The sequence below is a fragment of the Nostoc sp. C110 genome, from assembly GCF_043099725.1.
In the GTDB taxonomy this organism is placed as follows: Bacteria; Cyanobacteriota; Cyanobacteriia; order Cyanobacteriales; family Nostocaceae; genus Nostoc; species Nostoc muscorum_A.
This window is the reverse complement of the sequence record NZ_CP171148.1, coordinates 3,284,350-3,304,295: the sequence shown is the minus strand read 5'-3', so window position 1 is coordinate 3,304,295 and position 19,946 is coordinate 3,284,350. Positions and strand designations below refer to the sequence as shown.

The 19,946-nt window shown below is 39.4% G+C and carries 8 protein-coding genes; 7 read left to right on the top strand and 1 reads right to left on the bottom strand.

Going from position 1 to position 19,946, the window contains the following annotated elements; all coding sequences use genetic code 11:
• Positions 1 to 134 precede the first annotated feature (134 nt).
• Positions 135 to 4,277, top strand: a complete 4,143-nt coding sequence (locus ACFFRD_RS19665) for a PAS domain S-box protein (protein WP_392482842.1) — start codon at positions 135 to 137, stop codon at positions 4,275 to 4,277.
• Positions 4,274 to 5,242 (top strand): PleD family two-component system response regulator, encoded by a 969-nt coding sequence (locus tag ACFFRD_RS19660; RefSeq protein WP_114084403.1) that lies wholly within the window; start codon positions 4,274 to 4,276, stop codon positions 5,240 to 5,242. Before ACFFRD_RS19665 ends, ACFFRD_RS19660 begins: the two co-directional genes overlap by 4 nt.
• Positions 5,243 to 5,679: 437 nt before the next feature.
• Here ACFFRD_RS19660 and ACFFRD_RS19655 read toward each other — a convergent pair whose 3' ends face one another.
• Complete coding sequence (locus tag ACFFRD_RS19655) at positions 5,680 to 6,558, bottom strand: alpha/beta hydrolase (RefSeq protein WP_392482840.1); 879 nt, start codon at positions 6,556 to 6,558, stop codon at positions 5,680 to 5,682.
• Positions 6,559 to 6,844: 286 nt separating this feature from the next.
• Here ACFFRD_RS19655 and ACFFRD_RS19650 point away from each other — a divergent pair, with 286 nt between their 5' ends.
• The 5 genes from ACFFRD_RS19650 (at position 6,845) to ACFFRD_RS19630 (ending at position 19,741) form a co-directional block, all read left to right on the top strand.
• The gene (locus ACFFRD_RS19650; protein ID WP_392475919.1) at positions 6,845 to 8,056 is read left to right on the top strand and encodes a transposase; all 1,212 of its coding nucleotides are present in this window, start codon (positions 6,845 to 6,847) and stop codon (positions 8,054 to 8,056) included.
• Positions 8,057 to 9,138: 1,082 nt separating this feature from the next.
• On the top strand, positions 9,139 to 10,371 hold the full coding sequence (locus ACFFRD_RS19645; protein ID WP_392482839.1) for a hypothetical protein: 1,233 nt from the start codon (positions 9,139 to 9,141) through the stop codon (positions 10,369 to 10,371).
• Between the two features lie 154 nt (positions 10,372 to 10,525).
• The gene (locus ACFFRD_RS19640; protein ID WP_392482838.1) at positions 10,526 to 12,835 is read left to right on the top strand and encodes an NAD(P)-binding protein; all 2,310 of its coding nucleotides are present in this window, start codon (positions 10,526 to 10,528) and stop codon (positions 12,833 to 12,835) included.
• 205 nt (positions 12,836 to 13,040) lie between these two features.
• Positions 13,041 to 18,377: an AAA family ATPase gene (locus tag ACFFRD_RS19635; RefSeq protein ID WP_392482837.1), complete on the top strand. Its 5,337-nt coding sequence runs from the start codon at positions 13,041 to 13,043 to the stop codon at positions 18,375 to 18,377.
• Between the two features lie 266 nt (positions 18,378 to 18,643).
• On the top strand, positions 18,644 to 19,741 hold the full coding sequence (locus ACFFRD_RS19630) for a transposase (protein ID WP_392482836.1): 1,098 nt from the start codon (positions 18,644 to 18,646) through the stop codon (positions 19,739 to 19,741).
• The last annotated feature ends 205 nt before the right edge of the window (positions 19,742 to 19,946 follow it).

Below are 19,946 nucleotides of genomic sequence, written 5' to 3'. Positions count from 1 at the left end.
TCTTTCCTGTCAATGCCTAACTCATAATTACTTAAAAAAATCCGTAATTGCCCCCTTGCTATTGATATTTTAAATTACTTAAAAGTAAAGGTTAGTGTAATAAGCCCTGAAAGAAAGTGCTTGAGGGTTAATAAGTGGTCAAACAGTGCCGATATCACTGGTTAAAAGCTGTGATATTTTTCCACAAAGAAAAATTACTAGCTTTGTTGTTGGGGATTTTCTTCTCAATCTCTGTAGTTTTACTCTGCCAGCAACTTTCAATTCAGACTCCAAGGTTATTAACACAAGTAGTATTGATTACAGGGTTATTGGTTGTCACGCTGACATTACCAATCTGTTTTGTCCTGGCGATAAAAGCAATAAATCAGGATTTAACTCACAAGATTTTTGAACAGAAACAAATAGAACTTGACCGTCGTTGCAGTGAGAAGCATCTATACCAGTTACTGGAAACTGTCAAAGTCATCCCTTGGGAATTAGACTTGAAAACTGGTCGATTTACCTACGTTGGGCCGCAAGCAGTAGACTTGCTAAATTATGCGATCGCAGAATGGTACGAGAAAAATTTTTGGTACAATCATCTGCATCCAGACGATCGGGAAAAATCCGTTCGTTTTCGTCAAGAAGCAACTGCTAGGTGCGAGAATCACGAATTGGAATACCGGATGCTAGCAGCCGATGGGCGAGTTGTTTGGCTGCGAGACGTTGTTAGGGTAGTTGAAGCAGCAGAAACTCCTACTACGCTGAAGGGGTTTATGTTTGACATTAGTGATTTAAAGCAGATTGAAGAAACCTTGAGGCTGAAGGAGAGGGCACTTGCTGCTACCAAGAATGGAATTATCATTGCCGATGCTAGACTTCCCTGTAATCCGGTAATTTACGTCAACTGCGCCTTTGAAGAAATAACAGGCTACAGCGCTACTGATGTGATTGGGCAAAACTGTAGATTTTTGCAACGCGCAGATATAGAGCAATCAGCACTCAATGACCTGCGCTCATCTATTCAAGCTGGAACAAGTTGTAAAGTTATTCTCCGTAAATATCGCAAAGATGGTATTTTATTCTGGAATGAATTGGGTATTTCTCCTATTGATGACGAAAATGGTAAGTTAAGCCACTTTATTGGAATTCAGACAGATATTAGCCACCGCAAGCAAGCTGAAGCCAGCCTGCATCAGCAAGCTCTCACTTTTGAAAACATGAATGATGGCGTAATTATCACAAATTTAACCGGAAATATTATTGACTGGAATCCTGCTGCCCAAAGCATGTTTGGTTATACTAAAGCTGAGATTTTGGCTAAACATATCAGTATTTTGCATCAACCGGAAGTAGCCGCAACATTAAGCACTAAAATTCTCGAAACAGTCAACCAGCAAGGACGCTGGTCAGGGGAAATACACTTTCTTGGTAAAGATGGCAGTGAGAGAATTTGCGAAACAACTGTAGTCCCTTTACAGGATGAACAGGGAAAAACTGTTGCCACTGTTGGCATAAATCAAGATATTACCGAAAACAAACGAGCTAAAGAAGCATTGCAACGCCAATTGCATCGCACCCTACTACTTGAACAAATTACTCAAGAAATTCGTCAAAGTCTTGATACCAGCAAAATCTTTGAGACAGCTGCTACCCAAATTGGACAAGCGTTTAAAGTTGATCGCTGTCTGATCCATTCTTATGTTTGCGACCCCATTCCGAAAATTCCTTTAGTAGCACAGTATAATACACTTTCTAGTCCCTGCTCAGTGTTGGGATTGGAAGTTCCCATGACTAATAATCCCCATGCAGAGAAGATGATGGCACAAGAAACTGCGATCGCCTCTCCTGATGTGTATGCCGATCCTTTACTTAAGGCGGCCGAACCTATCTGCCGAAAAATTAAACTGAAGTCTATGCTGTCAATCCGCACCTCCTATCAAGGAGAACCCAATGGTGCGATCGGATTACATCAGTGCAGCTATTTTCGCCAGTGGACACCAGACGAAATCGAATTACTAGAAGCAGTAGCGGCTCAACTGGGTATTGCTCTAGCACAGGCTCACTTACTGGAACAAGAAACCCGCCGACGGGAAGAACTTACCTTGAAAAACTTTGCTTTGGAGCAGGCAAAACGTCAGGCTGAAGCCGCAGATCGGGCAAAAAGTGAGTTTTTGGCAATGATGAGCCACGAAATTCGGACTCCAATGAATGCTGTTATTGGCATGACCGATCTTCTGCTGGATACTGACCTCACCCCTCAACAGCAAGACTTTGTAGAAACAGTTCGCAGTAGCGGAGATGCTTTGCTCACAATCATCAACGACATTCTAGATTTCTCCAAAATTGAGTCGGGAAAGCTGGAATTAGAAGAACAGCCTTTTGATTTGAGAGCTTGTGTGGAACAGGCTATTTCTCTATTAGCCCCGAAAGCTGCCCAAAAAGATATCGAACTAGTTTACCTAATCCAACCGCAAGTTCCGACTCAGATCGTTGGCGATATGACACGTCTGCGCCAAGTCTTAATGAATCTCCTCAACAACGCCATTAAGTTTACTGAATATGGAGAAGTGTTACTCTCTGTTGAACTGGGGGCTGGGGATTCAGGGAAGCAGGGGGAAAATTCCTCTCCTCTGCACCCTTCCCCCGTTCGGCTACGCTCACGGCAAGCCTGCTCCTCTGCCTCTTCTGAGTCCCCAATCCAAATTCAATTTGCCATCAAAGATACAGGTATTGGCATCACACCAGAGAAAATAGAGCGGTTATTTCATCCCTTCACTCAGGCTGATGTCTCCATGACTCGACGATATGGCGGCACAGGGCTAGGGCTAGTCATTAGCAAGCGGCTTAGTAAGATGATGGGGGGCACTCTTTGGGTGGAAAGCCAAGGGATTGTTGGTGGCAATCCTAGCCCTAGATGGAAAAGTAGAGAATTATTATCATCTCCTTACTCTTCCCAAGGTTCAACATTCTACTTCACCATTACTGCCCAAGTATCTGCTGTACCAGAAGCTGAATTTAGTAATTCGTCGATGCAGCTTCAGGGAAAGCGCCTGTTGATTGTGGACGACAATCTGACTAACTGCCAAATTATCAGCTTGCAAGCAGAATCTTGGAAAATGGAAACTTATGCTGCCAAATCTGCGAAAGAAGCGTTAGCTAAACTGGCTCAGGGAACACAGTTTGATATTGCCATTTTAGATATGGAAATGCCAGCAATGGATGGCATAACCCTAGCTCGTCAAATCCGCAGGCAATCTGGTTGTCAAAATCTACCTTTAGTGATTCTCACTTCTTTAGGTAGAGGAGAAACATTCTCTGACTTTGGTGATCTCGATGCTGCCTTTTTGAGCAAACCCATCAAACAGTCTCAACTCTACGATGTTATGACCCGTGTTTTAGGAAATCAGCCAAGCCAAGCGAGTATTTATGATTTTCCCTTGGTTGATCGGCATTTGGCCTATCCACTGCCATTACGGATTCTTTTGGCAGAAGATACGGTTGTAAATCAGAAAGTTGCCTTACTGATGCTACAGAAAATAGGTTATTCAGCTGATGTCGTAACTAATGGGGTAGAAGTACTCAAGGCTTTGCAAAAACAGCCTTATGACCTAGTGTTGATGGATGTCCACATGCCCGAAATGGATGGGTTAGAAACAGCTCGGAGAATCTGTCAAGAATGGGAAGTTGGTTTTCGTCCGCATATCATTGCGATAACTGCCAATGCGATGCGAGGCGATCGCGAAATTTGTCTTGCTGCTGGTATTAATGACTACATTAGCAAACCGATTCAGCTTCAAAAATTAGCTCAGGCACTCAGCAAATGCCCACGCCAAAGAAGTCTTGAAGTCACTTCCATAGTCAAACAAGATCGAGCGATGTATTTAGAATTGCAACCTTGGCAAAATATTCTCCAAGAAGGGCAAAACCAGACATTAAAAAGTGCCAAAATTGATGCCAAAATTCTCCAATCCTTACGGGATATCGTCAGAGGCGATCGTGTTGTATTTGCTGAACTAATTAAGTGTTATCTTACAGAGACACCGAGACTGGTACAAGATATTAGCACTGCGATCGCAAATCGGGATGCCCAGACTATATGGAAGGTAGCCCATCAACTAAAGTCTAGCAGTGCCTCTATTGGAGCGATCGCTTTAGCACAGCTTTGCAAGGTTTTAGAAGCACAGGGACGGAGCAGTGAATTAGAAAACACCGTAGAATTACTCCCGCAGTTATACCAGGAATATGAACAAGTTAAAACTGCGTTAGCAAAAGAACTTGCGAAGGAAATACCATGACAGCTACTGCTCAAGAAAGCCAATCTTTAGTTCTAATTGTTGATGATGAGCCTTTTATCCGGATGATACTTCGGCATTTCTTGGAGCGGGAAGGCTATAAAATAGCGGAAGCTCAAAATGGCAGAGAGGCTTTAACTGCTTTTAAGGAACTGCGCCCTGACATAATACTTCTTGATGCCATCATGCCGGATATGGATGGGTTCGAGTGTTGCACTAACTTAGAACTTCTTGATTGCAGCAAGCACACTCCAGTTTTAATGATTACAGGACTTGAGGATCAAGAGTCAGTTGACCGGGCATTTGCAGTGGGAGCAATGGACTATGTTACCAAACCGATTCACTGGCCAGTTTTGCGACAACGGGTAAAACGCTTGATTCAGCAATCTCAGTTACAACGAAAACTGGAAACCGTTAATTTGGAATTGCAGCGATTAGCTACTATTGATGGATTAACTCAAATAGCTAACCGCCGACGCTTTGAAGAGTATTTTAACCAAGAGTGGCAGCGTCTAAAACGGGATCAACGGCCTCTTTCCCTGATTCTTTGCGACGTTGATTTCTTCAAATTATATAACGATACTTATGGGCATCGAGTAGGCGATCGCTGTCTTCAAGAAATTGCTAAGGCCATCAAATATATTATTAAACGTCCCGGAGATTTAGTTGCCCGTTATGGTGGGGAAGAATTTGCTGTGATTTTACCTAACACAGACACCGAAGGGGCGACTCATGTTGCCAAGAAAATTTGCCATACTGTCCGAACATTAGCAATACCTCATGAAAATTCTCAAGTTAGTCCTCATGTAACCATTAGTGTCGGGTTTACGACAGAAATTCCTCAGTCAGATTCTGACTTGGAAGAAATGATTGCCGCAGCAGATCGGGCATTGTATCAAGCAAAGGCAGCAGGGCGCGATCGCTTTGTGCAAAATATTCTACTACCCAAAAATAAAAATTTCCGCTAGTGCACCAAACTGTCACACATTAAGGCTTGCTGCGAAAGTCTTGTAGTAGTCTGCCAACCCAAAAATGCTGCGTGATGGCTGGGGAAAGGGGAAGGTGGGGCCCCCACGAAGTGGGGATAAGGGGCAGGGGTAAGGGGTAAGGGATTTGAAACCTTTCCCCCTTCCCCTTTACCCTTTACCCCGCCAAGTTCACTTGGCGAACTAGTAGGTTCGGTTGCGCGGGATTTGTAAAGTAGTGCGATTGCGGCTTGATTCATTAGAAAAGCGATCGCGGTTCCGTATGAGCGATCGCTAGATTAATCCCTAACCACAGGGATTGATGATGACAATTATATTTGTTGCAGTACTTTAAAGATTGCAGTGCTAGCCCCCTCATCCCGATGCTCTTAAAAGATAAAAATAATTGCTCTACTGTAGTATTAGAAGAAACTAAAGCTTCAAAATTTGGGTTCCTTTTCCAATACCATTATTTGTCTCAAAATAGCCGTACACAATGGACTGTCACTATCTAAAAAACCATTCACGATCGTAAAGTGGTTTTCATCAGGCTGTGGTAAATATTCACCAGGCAATTCTTTTTCTTTCCATGCAGCCAGAAAATCTAGCGATTGTCGTTCAAACTCTGAAGTCTCTTTGCCACCATAAGTTACAAGTAGAGAACCAGCTTTTTCAGGAAGATGGCGGATAGGACTATTGCGAAGAACTTCACCCCAAGTAAATTGTATTTTGGGTTGTAGCCAAGTGTAGGGAAATGGCATCAAATCAAACAAACCGCTAATAGCACAACCACCTTTAATGATGTCATCTGGTAGTCCATAGTCGTTTTTCCAGTCTGTAGCCATGAGCATCGCAGTTAAGTGACCACCGGCTGAGTGACCAGCTACATGGATGCGATTCGGGTCTGCACCAAAGCTTTCTGCATTATTATAAATCCAGGCGATCGCTGAACGATTTTGGCGGACAATCTCATCAATGGTTACTTTGGGACACAAGGCATAGTTAACCACCACCACTGTAACATTGGCAGCTACAAGACCTTGGGCGACAAAGCTAAAATCTTTACTGTCGGACATTATCCAATAGCCACCGTGGATAAATACCAAAATTGGTGCTTGTGGTTGCGTGGCAGGAAAAATATCTAGATGTTCGACTAAGGTAGAACCAAAAAAAACATTTAGATGACAGCGCAGTTTTTCACGCACCTTAGCACTGTTTGCTGCATACAAATTCATGTATCCAGGTATATCAAGACCTAGTTCACTGGGATTGTACTGGTAATCTAGCTCGGCTTGAGTTTGAAAATTTTGATACAGCATTGAGTTTTCTGGTTTAGGGCAAGTGATTTTAATCAAAACGAATTCATTCTGTTAGCGGATAGCTAGGGTTTAGCCCATTCTGACTCCTGACCGAAAGAGCCGCCTAAGAGGTTGTTTAAAAAGTAGTTGACTGTATCTTTGCACTTATTGATCCCCCCCTAACCCCCCTTTCAAAGGTAGGTATTTAAGAAAGGGGCAAATTAACAGGTAAAATACAGAACTGATGTCAGTCCGCAAAAATATACAAGGCAGATGCGGAGCAGAATTAAAGGCTGTAGGAGGGTAAATGCAGATAGGAAAAAGTGAGGAATTAAGACAATGGACTAGAAAAGTCATAGAAAAAATGCCGAATCTCACAAAGCCGCAAGCAGTAGTACTGGCAATGTGGAGTTTTGGGATAGTGATGACTCAATCAAGTGGACTAACAACAGTTTCAGTATTTTTAGCAGAGTTGCTGGGTAAAAAAGAGAATACTGTGCGCCAGCAACTGCGAGAATGGTATCGAGATGCTGAGGATAAAACGAAGACAGGACGGACTTCATTAGATATTACAACTTGTTTTAGTCCACTACTGTGCTGGATTTTAAGCCTTTGGCCGCAGAACGAAAAGCGTTTGGCTCTGGCAGCAGATGCCTCGACTTTGAGCGATCGCTTTACTGTACTAGCAATTAGTATTGTTTACCGAGGTTGCGGAATTCCTATTGCTTGGAAAATAGTAGAAGCAACTAAACCAGGGAGTTGGAAACTGCACTGGCAAAAACTGTTGAGCCAGATCAGCCAAAGCATCCCAGCAGATTGGTTTGTAATTGTTACCACTGACCGAGGACTTTACGCTCCTTGGCTGTATGAAAAAATTCAATCCAATGGTTGGCATCCGTTTATGCGGATTAATCAAATTGGACAGTTTCAAGTTTTGGGGCAGGATGCTTGGCAGCCTTTAAATACTCTAGTGCCACAAGTGGGTCAGTCATTCAAAGGCTTAATAACTTGTTTTAAAACTAATTCAATCAAATGTACCTTATTAGCTCGCTATGACGATGGCTATGCCGAACCTTGGTTAATTCTCACTGATTTACAGCCGGAGGTTGCGGATGCTTGCTGGTATTCTATGCGCTCTTGGATTGAGTGTCTGTTTAAAGATGGTAAACGAGGTGGTTTTGATTGGCATCAAACCAAAATCACTGACCCTAAACGTGCCGAAAGACATTGGTTAGCCATAGCGATCGCTATTTTATGGCAAGTAAGTGTTGGTGGTTGTGTTGATGCAAATCTCCCTATTAGTAGTTTAGATGAATTACCCCAAACTCATATTGCACGACGCAATTTTAAAAATAGTCTCCCTCACCGTTGGCTTAGTTGCTTCCGCCGTGGATTTTTAGTGATTAAGGCCGCTGTTCTTAATCGTCTTCCATTACCAATCGGTGGTTTTTTCCCTGAGCCTTGGCCAAGCTTTACTCCACAACTTAATGTTTCTCAAATCACTCTCTCTACTGCCTGATTTTTAAATACCTACCCTTGAAAGCCCCTAACCCCCCCCAGTCGCTCCACTACAGCGCTTCGCGCATCCTGCGGCGGGGGAGACCCCATCGCTTTTAGCGTCTCCCCTTGGGAGAAGACCGCGCTGGCTCCCCTTAAAAAGGGTGGAACCGGAGTCAAAGTCCCCCTTTTTAAGGGGGATTTAGGGGGATCTAAACGTTTTGTTACCGAGAAGAGGACTTTTCAAACATCCTCTAAAACCTGCGGCATAGCAATTAGAGACCCTATACATAGCTTGCTTCTTTGCAGGAGTATGCTTAGAGCGAGTTTACGATAGCGAGTATTCTAGCCTCGCGTCTTGATTCTGACTTCTGAATTCTTCTCCAACTAAATTTTTGAATGAATTAATTCCTTATAAAGTCTTACGTTGCTTTAAATTAGTCAGTATAATCACTAGCCGATTATATGAACTGTGATGTGAAAAATAGCCTATGATATGACTGGAATATTCATCATAAAAAGTAAGTGATAGTACAGAAGGCAAAACCTTTACACCACGCATTACATTACTTGATTTCATAGGATATTCCTAAAGGATTTAAAACATTTATTCACACAAATCAAGAAGATACAAAAGGTAAATAATTCAGTACAATTTCGGTGTAAGTCTTTTGAGCAATTTACTGCTTCTACGTCCTATTACGCAAGTTTAAATTTTATTCTTGAATAAAATTTCACTATTTTCTGACCTTTGTAAAGTTAACATCAAATTATTGGTAATTATGGTGGGAACCTCTACCTGAGCAATGTTTAGCTGGAGCAAGACAAACTAAAGAGGTTAATTCATGTTGCTCAAACGGTTGAACTGGACACCAGAGAAGTATATGACACAGCATCCCTGAACCAGAGAAAAGCTTAAAACGCACTTAATATAAGCATTTTTAAGCATTTTTCCAAAATTTCTAATTTTAATAAGGACAAATTAAAACTCCTTTGACACAATAGGACAGAAACAGAGAGGTATCTAATATTCTCATCTCTCTGTATATATGATTAGGCAACTAGACTGGTATAAAAAGAACCAAGCCACTTACCCAAAATACGATGAACCCCAACAACCCTTTGCAGACAATGCAAACAAGTTTCTATACAGCTTTAGGTGCTGTTAGTGAATTTACGGGCCTACTTCAGGAGCCCCAAAAACTCACGAATTACTTTACCCGGATGCAACAAAAGCCGGATCAATTGTTCCAAGATTTAGCAATAAAAGGCAAAAATATGGAACAAGATATGAATAGTTTTTTCAAAAATTACTTTTGCGGAGGTGGTGACAAATCACCATATCCCAAATATATAGAACGGGCAGATGGACAGGCTTTTAACCAACCCTATGAAATCAAAGGGACAAAAATGTACGGCTTTGTCGTTGAGGGTTCAATGGCGAAGTTGCAAGAGGTGTGTGATAAATATCTCAACGATCCCAATAACGGAGAGATTGAATATCGCCCAGCAATGAACTATCTCGTCCTGACGTTCAACAAGATAGATTCTTTAAGTTCCATCTATCCTCCCGACTATGACAAAGGAACTGTGCATGAAGAAGAAGCCATCTTTTGGATGTTGACAGTGGTAGGTAAAAGAGTCGGGCCTTTATTCATAGCCGAACGCCTAGCTTGGTTTATGCCTTACGTGTACGTGAATAATTCTCCCATCCTAGTTTCGGGTAGAGAAGTCTATGGCTTCTTTAAAGAACTTGGCATATTTCAGATCCCTGAATTAAATCAAGAACCGAATTTATTTACTGTAGACACCTTAGTATTTAAAGAATTTTCTCCTACAAGCCAATCTATAGATGCTCGCCTACTGGAAGTTCAACGCATCAATACAGGAGAGAATCAAGCCATCAAGACATGGGACACCTTTGAGGAAGCAGCAAGAGCGATCGCTAGTTTATTATTTGACAACAACGAAATTCTGATTCCTGGCTTACAGTTACCCTTCAATCTCCTCGAATATCTCCTAGAAAAAATCGTCCCTCTCGTTACCCTCAAACAAATCCGCGACGTAGAAAACAGCAAAAAAGCCTGCTATCAAGCACTGATTGAATCCCCCATGCAGCTACAAACCTTCTATGGCGGAAAACTCTTTGGCGATCAATTTCAACTAAAAATCAATAATTTCGCTAGCCAACCAATCGTTCAAGACTTAGGACTACACAAAGGCTATCCCGCAGGTAGCGAATCCATAACTATCCCCGTAAAACTTGGTTTTGTACTGCACTTCGACTTCACCCTCAAAGATGGGAAAGCCGTTTGGCAAGCACCACAGAAAAATTAGCATTGGGCAAATATATAATTCCCTACTACACAAGCAAAGTCCATCTAATGCAAAATCAAGGGTTTACTAACCTGCGAAGGCAGGTTTTGCCTGTGTAGCCGCGACTTCTAGTCGCCCAAACTTTCTCAACTCGCATCTATCAGGAAAAACAAATATGTCTGAAACCTTTAAGCCCAAAAAAATCGCTATTTTAGGCGGTGGAATATCATCCCTAACCACTGCATACGAATTAACCAGTCAACCAGGGTGGGATAGTCTCTACGATATTACTATTTATCAAACAGGTTGGCGTTTGGGTGGTAAATGTGCAACTGGACGCAACATCAAACCCCATACACCCAATTCTGAACCAGACTATCGCATCGAAGAACACGGACTGCACATTTTTTTTGGATTCTACGAAAATGCTTTTCGTCTACTCAAGCAATGCTACGACGAATTAGGTGGTAACGGGCCTTTTAGCACCATAGAAGATGCATTCAAACCCCACAGTCTCATCGTCCTAGAAGAATACATCAATAAAAATTGGAAAACTCTGCCTTTTAAATTTCCTACCAATACTCTAGTTCCTTGGGAAGGTGGCGGCATTTCTTCTCTTTGGGAACATATCTGCACAACCATTCATTTTGTCATTCAGACTTACGGAGTAATTGATGATTATAGTCGGTCAAAGTCTACTAAAAGTTCTTCAACATCTGTTGCCAAACAAATAGCATTAGGCAAAGAGGTAATGGAATTTTTATCAGATAGTAGTCTCTTGCAGTTTCCTAGCCAGTTGATTCAGTTATTTCTCCAACAACCCATGTTTTGGGGAGGATGGCTGAACAATATCAACCAATTTATTGGTAATATCCTTCAAAACCTAGATTTTAATTCTGAGAAAGTATTCTTAAATCTTGCCTACAACCTAGCTAAATCACTGCCCAAAAATACCAAAAATCACAGACGCGAACATCATCAATTAATTATTAAGCTCATAGACCGCTTTAAAGAACAGTTAATCTGTCAGATAGAATGTAAGATTGGGCAAAACCCTGATATGCTTTGGCGTTTAACACTCATCGATTTAGCATTAGCAAACATCCGGGGTTTGTTTGTGGATGAGATCATTCATTTTCGTTCCCTAGATAGTTTAGATGAGTACAACTACAGAGACTGGTTACTAAAACACGGAGCTAGAGAATCAAGCGTTAAATCAGCATTTATTCGCGTCTTATACGATTTAGTGTATGGTTTTCCAGAAGGTAATACCGATAAACCCCAACTAGCAGCCGGAACAGCTATTCGTGTCCTCACCACTATCTTGTTCAAATACAATGGCGCAATCATGTGGAAAATGCAATCAGGGATGGCAGAGGTAGTCATCACTCCACTATATGAAGTGCTAAAGCGTCGTGGTGTAAAATTCAAGTTCTTCCATGTTGTCAAGCAGTTGCATTTGGATCACAATCAGCAATCAATTGCCAGTATAACTTTGGCTCGTCAAGTAAATTTAAAAAATCCAAAGCAAGAATATCAACCACTTATCACAGTTAAAGACATTGGTTGTTGGCCTAGTGAACCTCTTTATGATCAGATTGTCGATGAAGAAGCCCAAAAACTCCAAGACCAAGAAATTAACCTTGAGTCATATTGGACACCTTGGCAGAATGTAGACACAATTACCCTCACCAAAGGCAATGATTTCGATATTGTGTTGTTAGGAATTTCTATAGCCGCCTTACCCTCCATTTGCAGTGAATTGCTCCATGCTAAAAAAAATCCGGCTCACCAAAAATGGAGCGATATGTTAATGCAAGTCAAGACAGTAACTACTCAAGGGGGACAAATATGGCTTAAGCCTACCTTATCGCAATTAGGATGGCAACAATCTAGCCCTGTACTAGGAGCTTACGTTGAACCACTCGATGTCTATGCAGATATGAGCGAGTTAGTACAACGAGAAAATTGGCCTTCCGATCATTATCCTTACAATGCAGCTTATTTCACCGGTGTAATTCCAGATCCAGGGATTCCTCCCCACACAGCTTATGATTTTCCAGCTAAAGCCCAAAAAAAGGTAGAACAAGAAGCAATTAACTTCCTCAACAATCACATCGGACAGCTTTGGCCTGATGCTACTCAGTCAAAAAATCCCCAAGGTTTGAATTGGGATTTACTAATAGATTTTCAAAATCGTCAGGGAGTAGAACGCTTTAAAGCTCAATACTGGCGAGTTAACATTAACCCATCAGAACGCTATGTACTGTCTGTACCTGGAAGTAGCAAGCATCGACTCAAAACTGATGAATCTGGGTTTGATAACCTTTATCTAGCTGGCGACTGGATTAACAACGGTTACAATTCCGGTTGTGTGGAAGCTACAGTTATGTCTGCAATGCAAGCAACACGAGCCATTCTAAACCAATGCTTCAATATAAAATACACCAAAGAAATTATTGGTGAGTGGGATTCTTGGTTATAAGGGTATATTCAAATTAATCAAGAGCATTTTGACAAATTTAACAGAATTTAGCATTATTGAGGTTGCTAAAACCTAGACTATTTCGTAAACCGATACATTTTTAAAGTTTGTTGTACAATGGACTTTAAAAATGTATTTATTATTCTCTGAATAATAGGATCGTTAGTTAAAACTTTGAAATTTTATTCAAATATTAGTATTGCCAATGATTACATTATCAAATTATCAAATTATAGAATTAATTGATGAAGGGATAAAAACTGCTGTTTATCGAGCCAGGAGAAATCAAGATGGTCAAATAGTAGTTATTAAGCTTTTAAAAACAGAATACCCTGAGCTAAGAGATATAGCAGCCTTTAAACATGAATATGAGCTAATCAAAGATTTAGATATCCCAGGAGTTATTCAAGCTCATAGTTTAGAAAAATACAACAATGGTTTTGCTATTGTTTTAGAAAACTTTGATGGCATTTCTCTCTACAAAACTATCCAGACAGAAAAAATTGAGTTACGAAATTTTCTCAATATAGGCATTCAAATTACTCAAGCTTTAGGTGAATTACATCAAAGTTATATTATCCATAAAGATATTAAACCACAAAATATTATTGTTAATTTAGCAACCTGTCAAGTTAAAATCATTGATTTTTCTATCTCATCATTACTTTTTCAAGAGAAACCCAAACTCAGTAATCCTGGTTTGCTTGAAGGAACTCTAGCCTATATGTCTCCAGAGCAAACGGGAAGAATGAATCGGTCAGTTGATTACCGCACAGACTTTTATTCTTTGGGTGTAACTTTTTATGAAATGCTCACAGGTCAGTTACCATTCTCAGCAACCGATCCAATGGAGTTAGTTCATTGTCATATTGCTAAACAACCCATAGCAGTAGAACAATTAAATCCACAAATCCCTCAAGTAATTTCTGCAATTATTATGAAATTACTCAGCAAAACTGCTGAGGGAAGATATCAAAGTGCTTTTGGTATTAAAGCGGATTTAGAAACCTGTCTCGCTCAATTAGAGCAAACTAACTCTATAACCAAGTTTGCTATTGGTCAGCATGATCATTCTAGCCAACTGCAAATTCCCGAAAAGTTGTATGGACGAGAAGCAGAAATAGATATCTTAATGAATGCTTTTGAAAAAGTTAATCAAGGAAATAAAGAATTAATATTGGTTGCAGGTTACTCAGGTATTGGTAAATCAGCATTAGTTAACGAAATTCATAAACCTGTTATCAAAAACAGAGGCTATTTTATTGCTGGTAAATTTGAGCAATTTCAGCGCAATATTCCTTATGCTTCCCTGATTCAAGCATTTCAAGAGTTAATGCAGCAATTACTGACAGACAGTGAAGCACAACTATCTACTTGGAAAGAAAAACTTTTAGAGGCTTTAGTCCCGAATGCTCAAATTATTATTGATGTCATTCCTGAACTAGAACTGATTATTGGGAAACAAACAGAAGTCCCACAACTAGCTTCAGCAGAAGCACAAAATCGCTTTAACTTGGTTTTTCAAAAGTTTATCAATGTGTTTGCTCAAAAAGAACATCCATTAGTTGTATTTTTAGATGATTTACAATGGGCAGATTTAGCTTCATTAAAATTAATTCAGTTATTGATTACAGATGCTGAAATCCAATATTTATTGCTCATCGGAGCTTATCGAGATAATGAAGTTGATGCTAGCCATTCTTTAATGCTAGTTTTGCAGGAAATTGAAAAAAATAATAGCCCTGTACAGATTATTCACTGTCAAAATCTAAAAATTACTCATATTTGTAAATTGGTTAGCGACACTCTAAAATCTAGTTTAGAGAACTCCAAAGAATTAGCAAAATTGATTTTCAATAAAACTGCTGGCAATCCATTTTTTATCAATCAATTACTCAAGTTTATTCATCAAGAAAATTTACTTTTGTTTGATTTTCTTACTGGTCAATGGCAATGGGACATTCAGCACATTCAGGCGCTAGAAATTACTGAGAATGTTGTTGAATTGATGATAGGTAAAATTCAGAAGCTCAAAGACACTACACAAAATATTTTAAAAATAGCTGCCTGTATTGGCAATCGATTTAATTTAAATATACTTTCTTGTGTTAACGAAAAATCTCATAATGACACAGCTTTGGAGATTTGGGAAGCATTACAAGCTGGTTTAATTCTACCTTTAAGCGATAATTATAAATTACCACATCTATTAGATTATGTTGATATTTTTGTAATTGATTATAAATTTCTTCACGATCGCGTGCAACAAGCGGCTTATGCTTTGATACCCGATGAGCAGAAAAAAGAGATTCATTTAAATATTGGTAGACTGCTATTAAAGAATATAGATGAAAGTTTGCTAGAAGAAAGAATCTTCGATATTGTTAACCAATTCAATATCGGTATCGAACTGATTACCTCTCTAGAAGAAAGATATAAAATAGCTAAGTTAAATCTTATCGCTGGACGAAAAGCTAAGGATTCTGCTGCTTACGAATCTGCTGTAAAGTTTCTGAGGCAAGGTCTAAGTTTACTTGCAGTCGATTGTTGGCAAAATTATTATGAATTAACTCTTAACCTCCATGTAGAAACTGTAGAAGCAGAGTATTTAAATACAAATTTTGAGCAAGCAGAAGCATTGTTTATCAGTGTTATAAGCAATAGTAAAACTATTCTTGATGCTGTTAAAGTATATGAGAAAAAAATTCAGTTTTATGTTGCTCAAAATCAAATGCGAGAAGCATTAGATTTAGATTTGCAGGTGCTAGAGATGCTGGGAGTCTCTTTATCTCAAACTCCACCAGCAGAGTTAAAAGTTGAAGAATTAGTCAATCTGCCAGAAATGACTGATGCTCATAAGCTAGCTGCTATGAGGATACTAATGACAGCTATGCCTCCCGCTTATTTAGCTGATCCTGCACTTTTACCATTGATTGCTTTTACGATGGTTGATTTATGTGTGCAGTATGGCAATTCATCTTTTGCAGCTTACGCCTATGGTTTTTATGGGCTAATTTTATGTGGGCCTCTTAAGGAGATTGAATCAGGTTATAGATTTGGTAAATTATCTTTGCAGATTTTAGATAAATTCAACGCTAGAGAAATCAAATCTAAAGTTTATGCACTATTTAATATTTTTGTTAGACATTGGAAAGAACATATTAAAGCAACTATAGAACCTTTACAAGATGGTGTTCAAAGTGGTTTAGATACAGGTGATATTGAGTATGTAGGTTACAATGGATTATTAGTTTGTTGGCATCCTTTTTGGGTTGGAGAAAACTTAGAGATTGTTGAACAAAGACTAGAACAATATATTAATTTAGCACACAAGATAAAACAAGAGCATTTTACCATTTGTTTGCTTATTTTAAAACAAATGATAATCGAACTAGTTCAAGGGACTGATAATGAATCTTACTTAGAAGGTGAGAGTTTTAATGAATCTGTAATGCAGAGAATGGCAGGAAATATTACAGCTATCTTTTATAGTTATCTTGCCAAAAGCATTTTGAGTTATTTCTTTAAAGATTATAGCCAGTCTGTTAAAAATGCTCAATTAGCACAACAGTATGAAGTTGCCGTTGGTGGGACTGTTTATCTATGTGAATATAAATTTTATTATTCTCTGGCATTGTTAGCCTTATTTTTAAAGACTACTTCTCAAATAGATACAAAAGCTGATATAGAGATAGTAGAACAAAATCAAAGACAATTAAAAGAATGGGCAGATCATGCACCTGCAAATAATCAGCACAAATACGATCTAGTAGAAGCAGAAAAAGCACGATTTTTAGGACAAATCTTAGTAGCAATGGAACACTACGATCGCGCGATTCAAGGCGCTCATAACTTTGGATATATTCATGAAGAGGCGCTAGCTTATGAATGTGCGGCAGAATTTTATCTCAGTCTAGGAAGAAATGAATTTGCCTCCCTCTACATGACAAAGGCACATTATGGTTATCGCCGTTGGGGAGCAAGTGCTAAATTTAAGGATCTGGAATCAAAATACCCAGAATTAATTGCTAAGGTTTCCACTCACTCTCAACTAGGCTTTACAAGTAATACTATTACTACTTCTACTGCTAATGAAAAGTCAAGCGGACTAGATTTTATTACAGTTATTAAAGCATCGCAAGCTTTATCAGAAGTAATTTTATTGGAAAGTTTGCTAGAAAAATTAATGACAATTGTAATTGAGAATGCTGGCGCTCAAACTGGTATCTTGCTTTTAGATAAAGGAGGAAAATTATTTATTGAGGCTCAAGCAGATGTAGACCAAGATGATTTAACTGTTGGTCAATCAATACCAGTCGAAAATAGCCAGAAATTGCCTGTATCTGTAATTAATTATGTCACAAGAACAAAAAAAGATGTGGTTTTATCTGATGCCAGTAGTGAAGGAAGTTTTACGATAGACCCGTACATTATTGAGCATCGTATAAAATCTCTTATGTGTACTTCTATTGTGAATCAAGGCAAACTAATTGGCTTACTTTACTTAGAAAATAATTTAACAGTGGGAGCATTTACATCGGATAGAATACAAGTATTAAAAATACTATTTTCGCAAGCAGCTATTTCTTTAGAAAATGCCCGACTCTACGCCAATTTAGAGGAAAAAATTGAGGAAAGAACGAGAGAGCTAAATGAAAAAAATGTGCGGTTAAATCAAACACTGCATGAATTAAAATTAGCTCAAGCTCAACTTATTCAGACAGAAAAAATGTCCAGTTTGGGTCAAATGATTGCTGGTATTGCTCATGAAATTAATAACCCTGTAAGCTTTATTCATGGCAATTTAGATCACATTAATAATTACACACAGGATTTACTTAGTTTAATTAATATTTATCAAAATATCTATCCCAATGTAGTACCAGAGATTGAAGAGTTTTTAGAGAATATTGATGTTGATTTTATTAAAGAAGATATACCTAAAACTTTAGCTTCGATGAAAATTGGTACGCAACGCATTCGAGAAATTGTGCTGACATTGCGTAATTTCTCTCGGTTAGATGAGGCTGATATGAAACCTGTTAACATTCATCAGGGAATTGAGAGTACGTTACTCATTTTGCAAAGCCGTCTTCAAGCCAAACCAGGTAAGCCTGCAATTGAGATTATCAAAAACTATAGTGAGTTGCCAAACGTGGAATGTTATGCTGGGCAACTCAATCAGGTATTTATGAATATTCTGAATAATGCGATTGATTCTTTAGAAAGGTCAAATCAGGGAAAAACAGCAGAGGAAATTCAGAGTGATTGTAGTGCGATCGCTATTCGTACCGAACTAGTGAATCCTGATTTAGTCGCTATTTTCATTAGGGATGATGGGGTTGGTATGTGTGATAATATCAGACAAAAAATATTTGATCCTTTTTTCACTACTAAACCTGTAGGACAAGGTACTGGTTTAGGATTATCAATCACTTATCAAATTGTAGTAGACAAACATCACGGGACAATAGAGTGCATTTCAGCACCTGGACAGGGTGCAGAGTTTATTATTCAAATTCCCTGTCGGCAAAAACGGTAATCTAGCATCAGATATATCATCAAAAAATGCATCAATATTAAATCCCTTGAAGACGAACACACATTGTTTAATTAAGGTGACTAACTTAGTCACACTCTCTAATATCAATACTCCGGACAATTTTTAGTTGAGGGAATAGACAAGAAAGCTATCGAGCCATTAAGGTGCTGATTAGAAAAAACTTGCACCGACTCGATAGCCATATGGAAATTGTACAAAGCTTACTGAGCAAAATGGGGATTTTCCATAAACCACAGATAAAAGCATTGACAACGCTGTTTGCGACGATTCTAATTGCCTGTGGCAAGGTAAACTTTACCAACTTGAGCCGTTACAGCCAACGAACAGAGAGAAGTTATCGCCGACAGTTTAAAAAACAGTTTGACAACGCTTGGTTCAACGCGGAACTAATCAAAGCAGCAACGTCTCTTGAGCACTCGATGATTGCCGTGATGGATTGTTCATTCATTGCTAAAAGCGGGAAAAAGACCAATGGATACGACCAATTTTATAATGGCAGTCACAATCGAGTCGAGAGAGGATTAGAGATATCCTTGGTGGCGGTAGTAGATGTAGAAACGGAAGTGGCCTATAGTCTGCTTGCTGAACAAACATTTGACCAAGGCGAATGTCCAGAACTGACGCGGATGGACTACTATCTCCACCACCTGGAAATTGCTCAACCTCAATTACCTCCCCAAGTTCGCTACCTTGCTGTGGATGGAGCATATGCCAAAGAGCCATTTGTCAAGGGAGTCAGAGCACTGAAGCTAGATGTAATTAGTAAACTGCGCCGAGACGCAAATCTACGATATGTATTCGAGGGTGAACAGAAAGCACGGGGAGCTAAACGCAAATATGATGGCAAAGTTGATCTAGCCGCTCCTACTCGCTTAACTTGGGTACGCGAACTGCAATCAGGGATTGAGCTTTACACAGCAGTTGTATGGCACATTTCACTTAAGCGCAAGATCCGTCTGGTTTATTTACTTGACCACCGTCACCCTGACAAACCGAGTTATGCTGTCTTATTCTCGACAGATATCAACCAATCCGCAGACGATATTTATCGTTTTTACAAACTGCGTTTTCAAATCGAATTTATCTTCCGCGATGCTAAACAGTTTACTGGGCTGAGTGATTGTCAAGCCCGTGATGTTAAAAAGCTTGACTTTCATTTCAATGCCAGTTTCACTGCCTTAAATCAAGCCTTGCTCGATGCTCATCAACAGCAGTCTGCTCAAAAACCCTTTATCTTTTCTATGGCGAGTGTCAAGCGACGGGCACTCAATGACCATTTGCTCGACACTTTTATTTCAATGTTAGAACTCTCGCCGACTGTAATTAAATCCCATCCTAACTAACCTGAGTTCGGGTTAAGCCAGAAGCTAAAAAGCTTATTCTGTCAGGATTGAATAAAACTGGAATTGATCAAAGCAGGGATAAAAGTGGAATCATTTTGTCAATAAGGTTCACAAATGAAACTAATCTCAGCAATATGTCTTATTGACAATAGATGAAAACAGAGCTTTAGACCGAACAACGATAATTCAAGGCTTTTGAGGATTT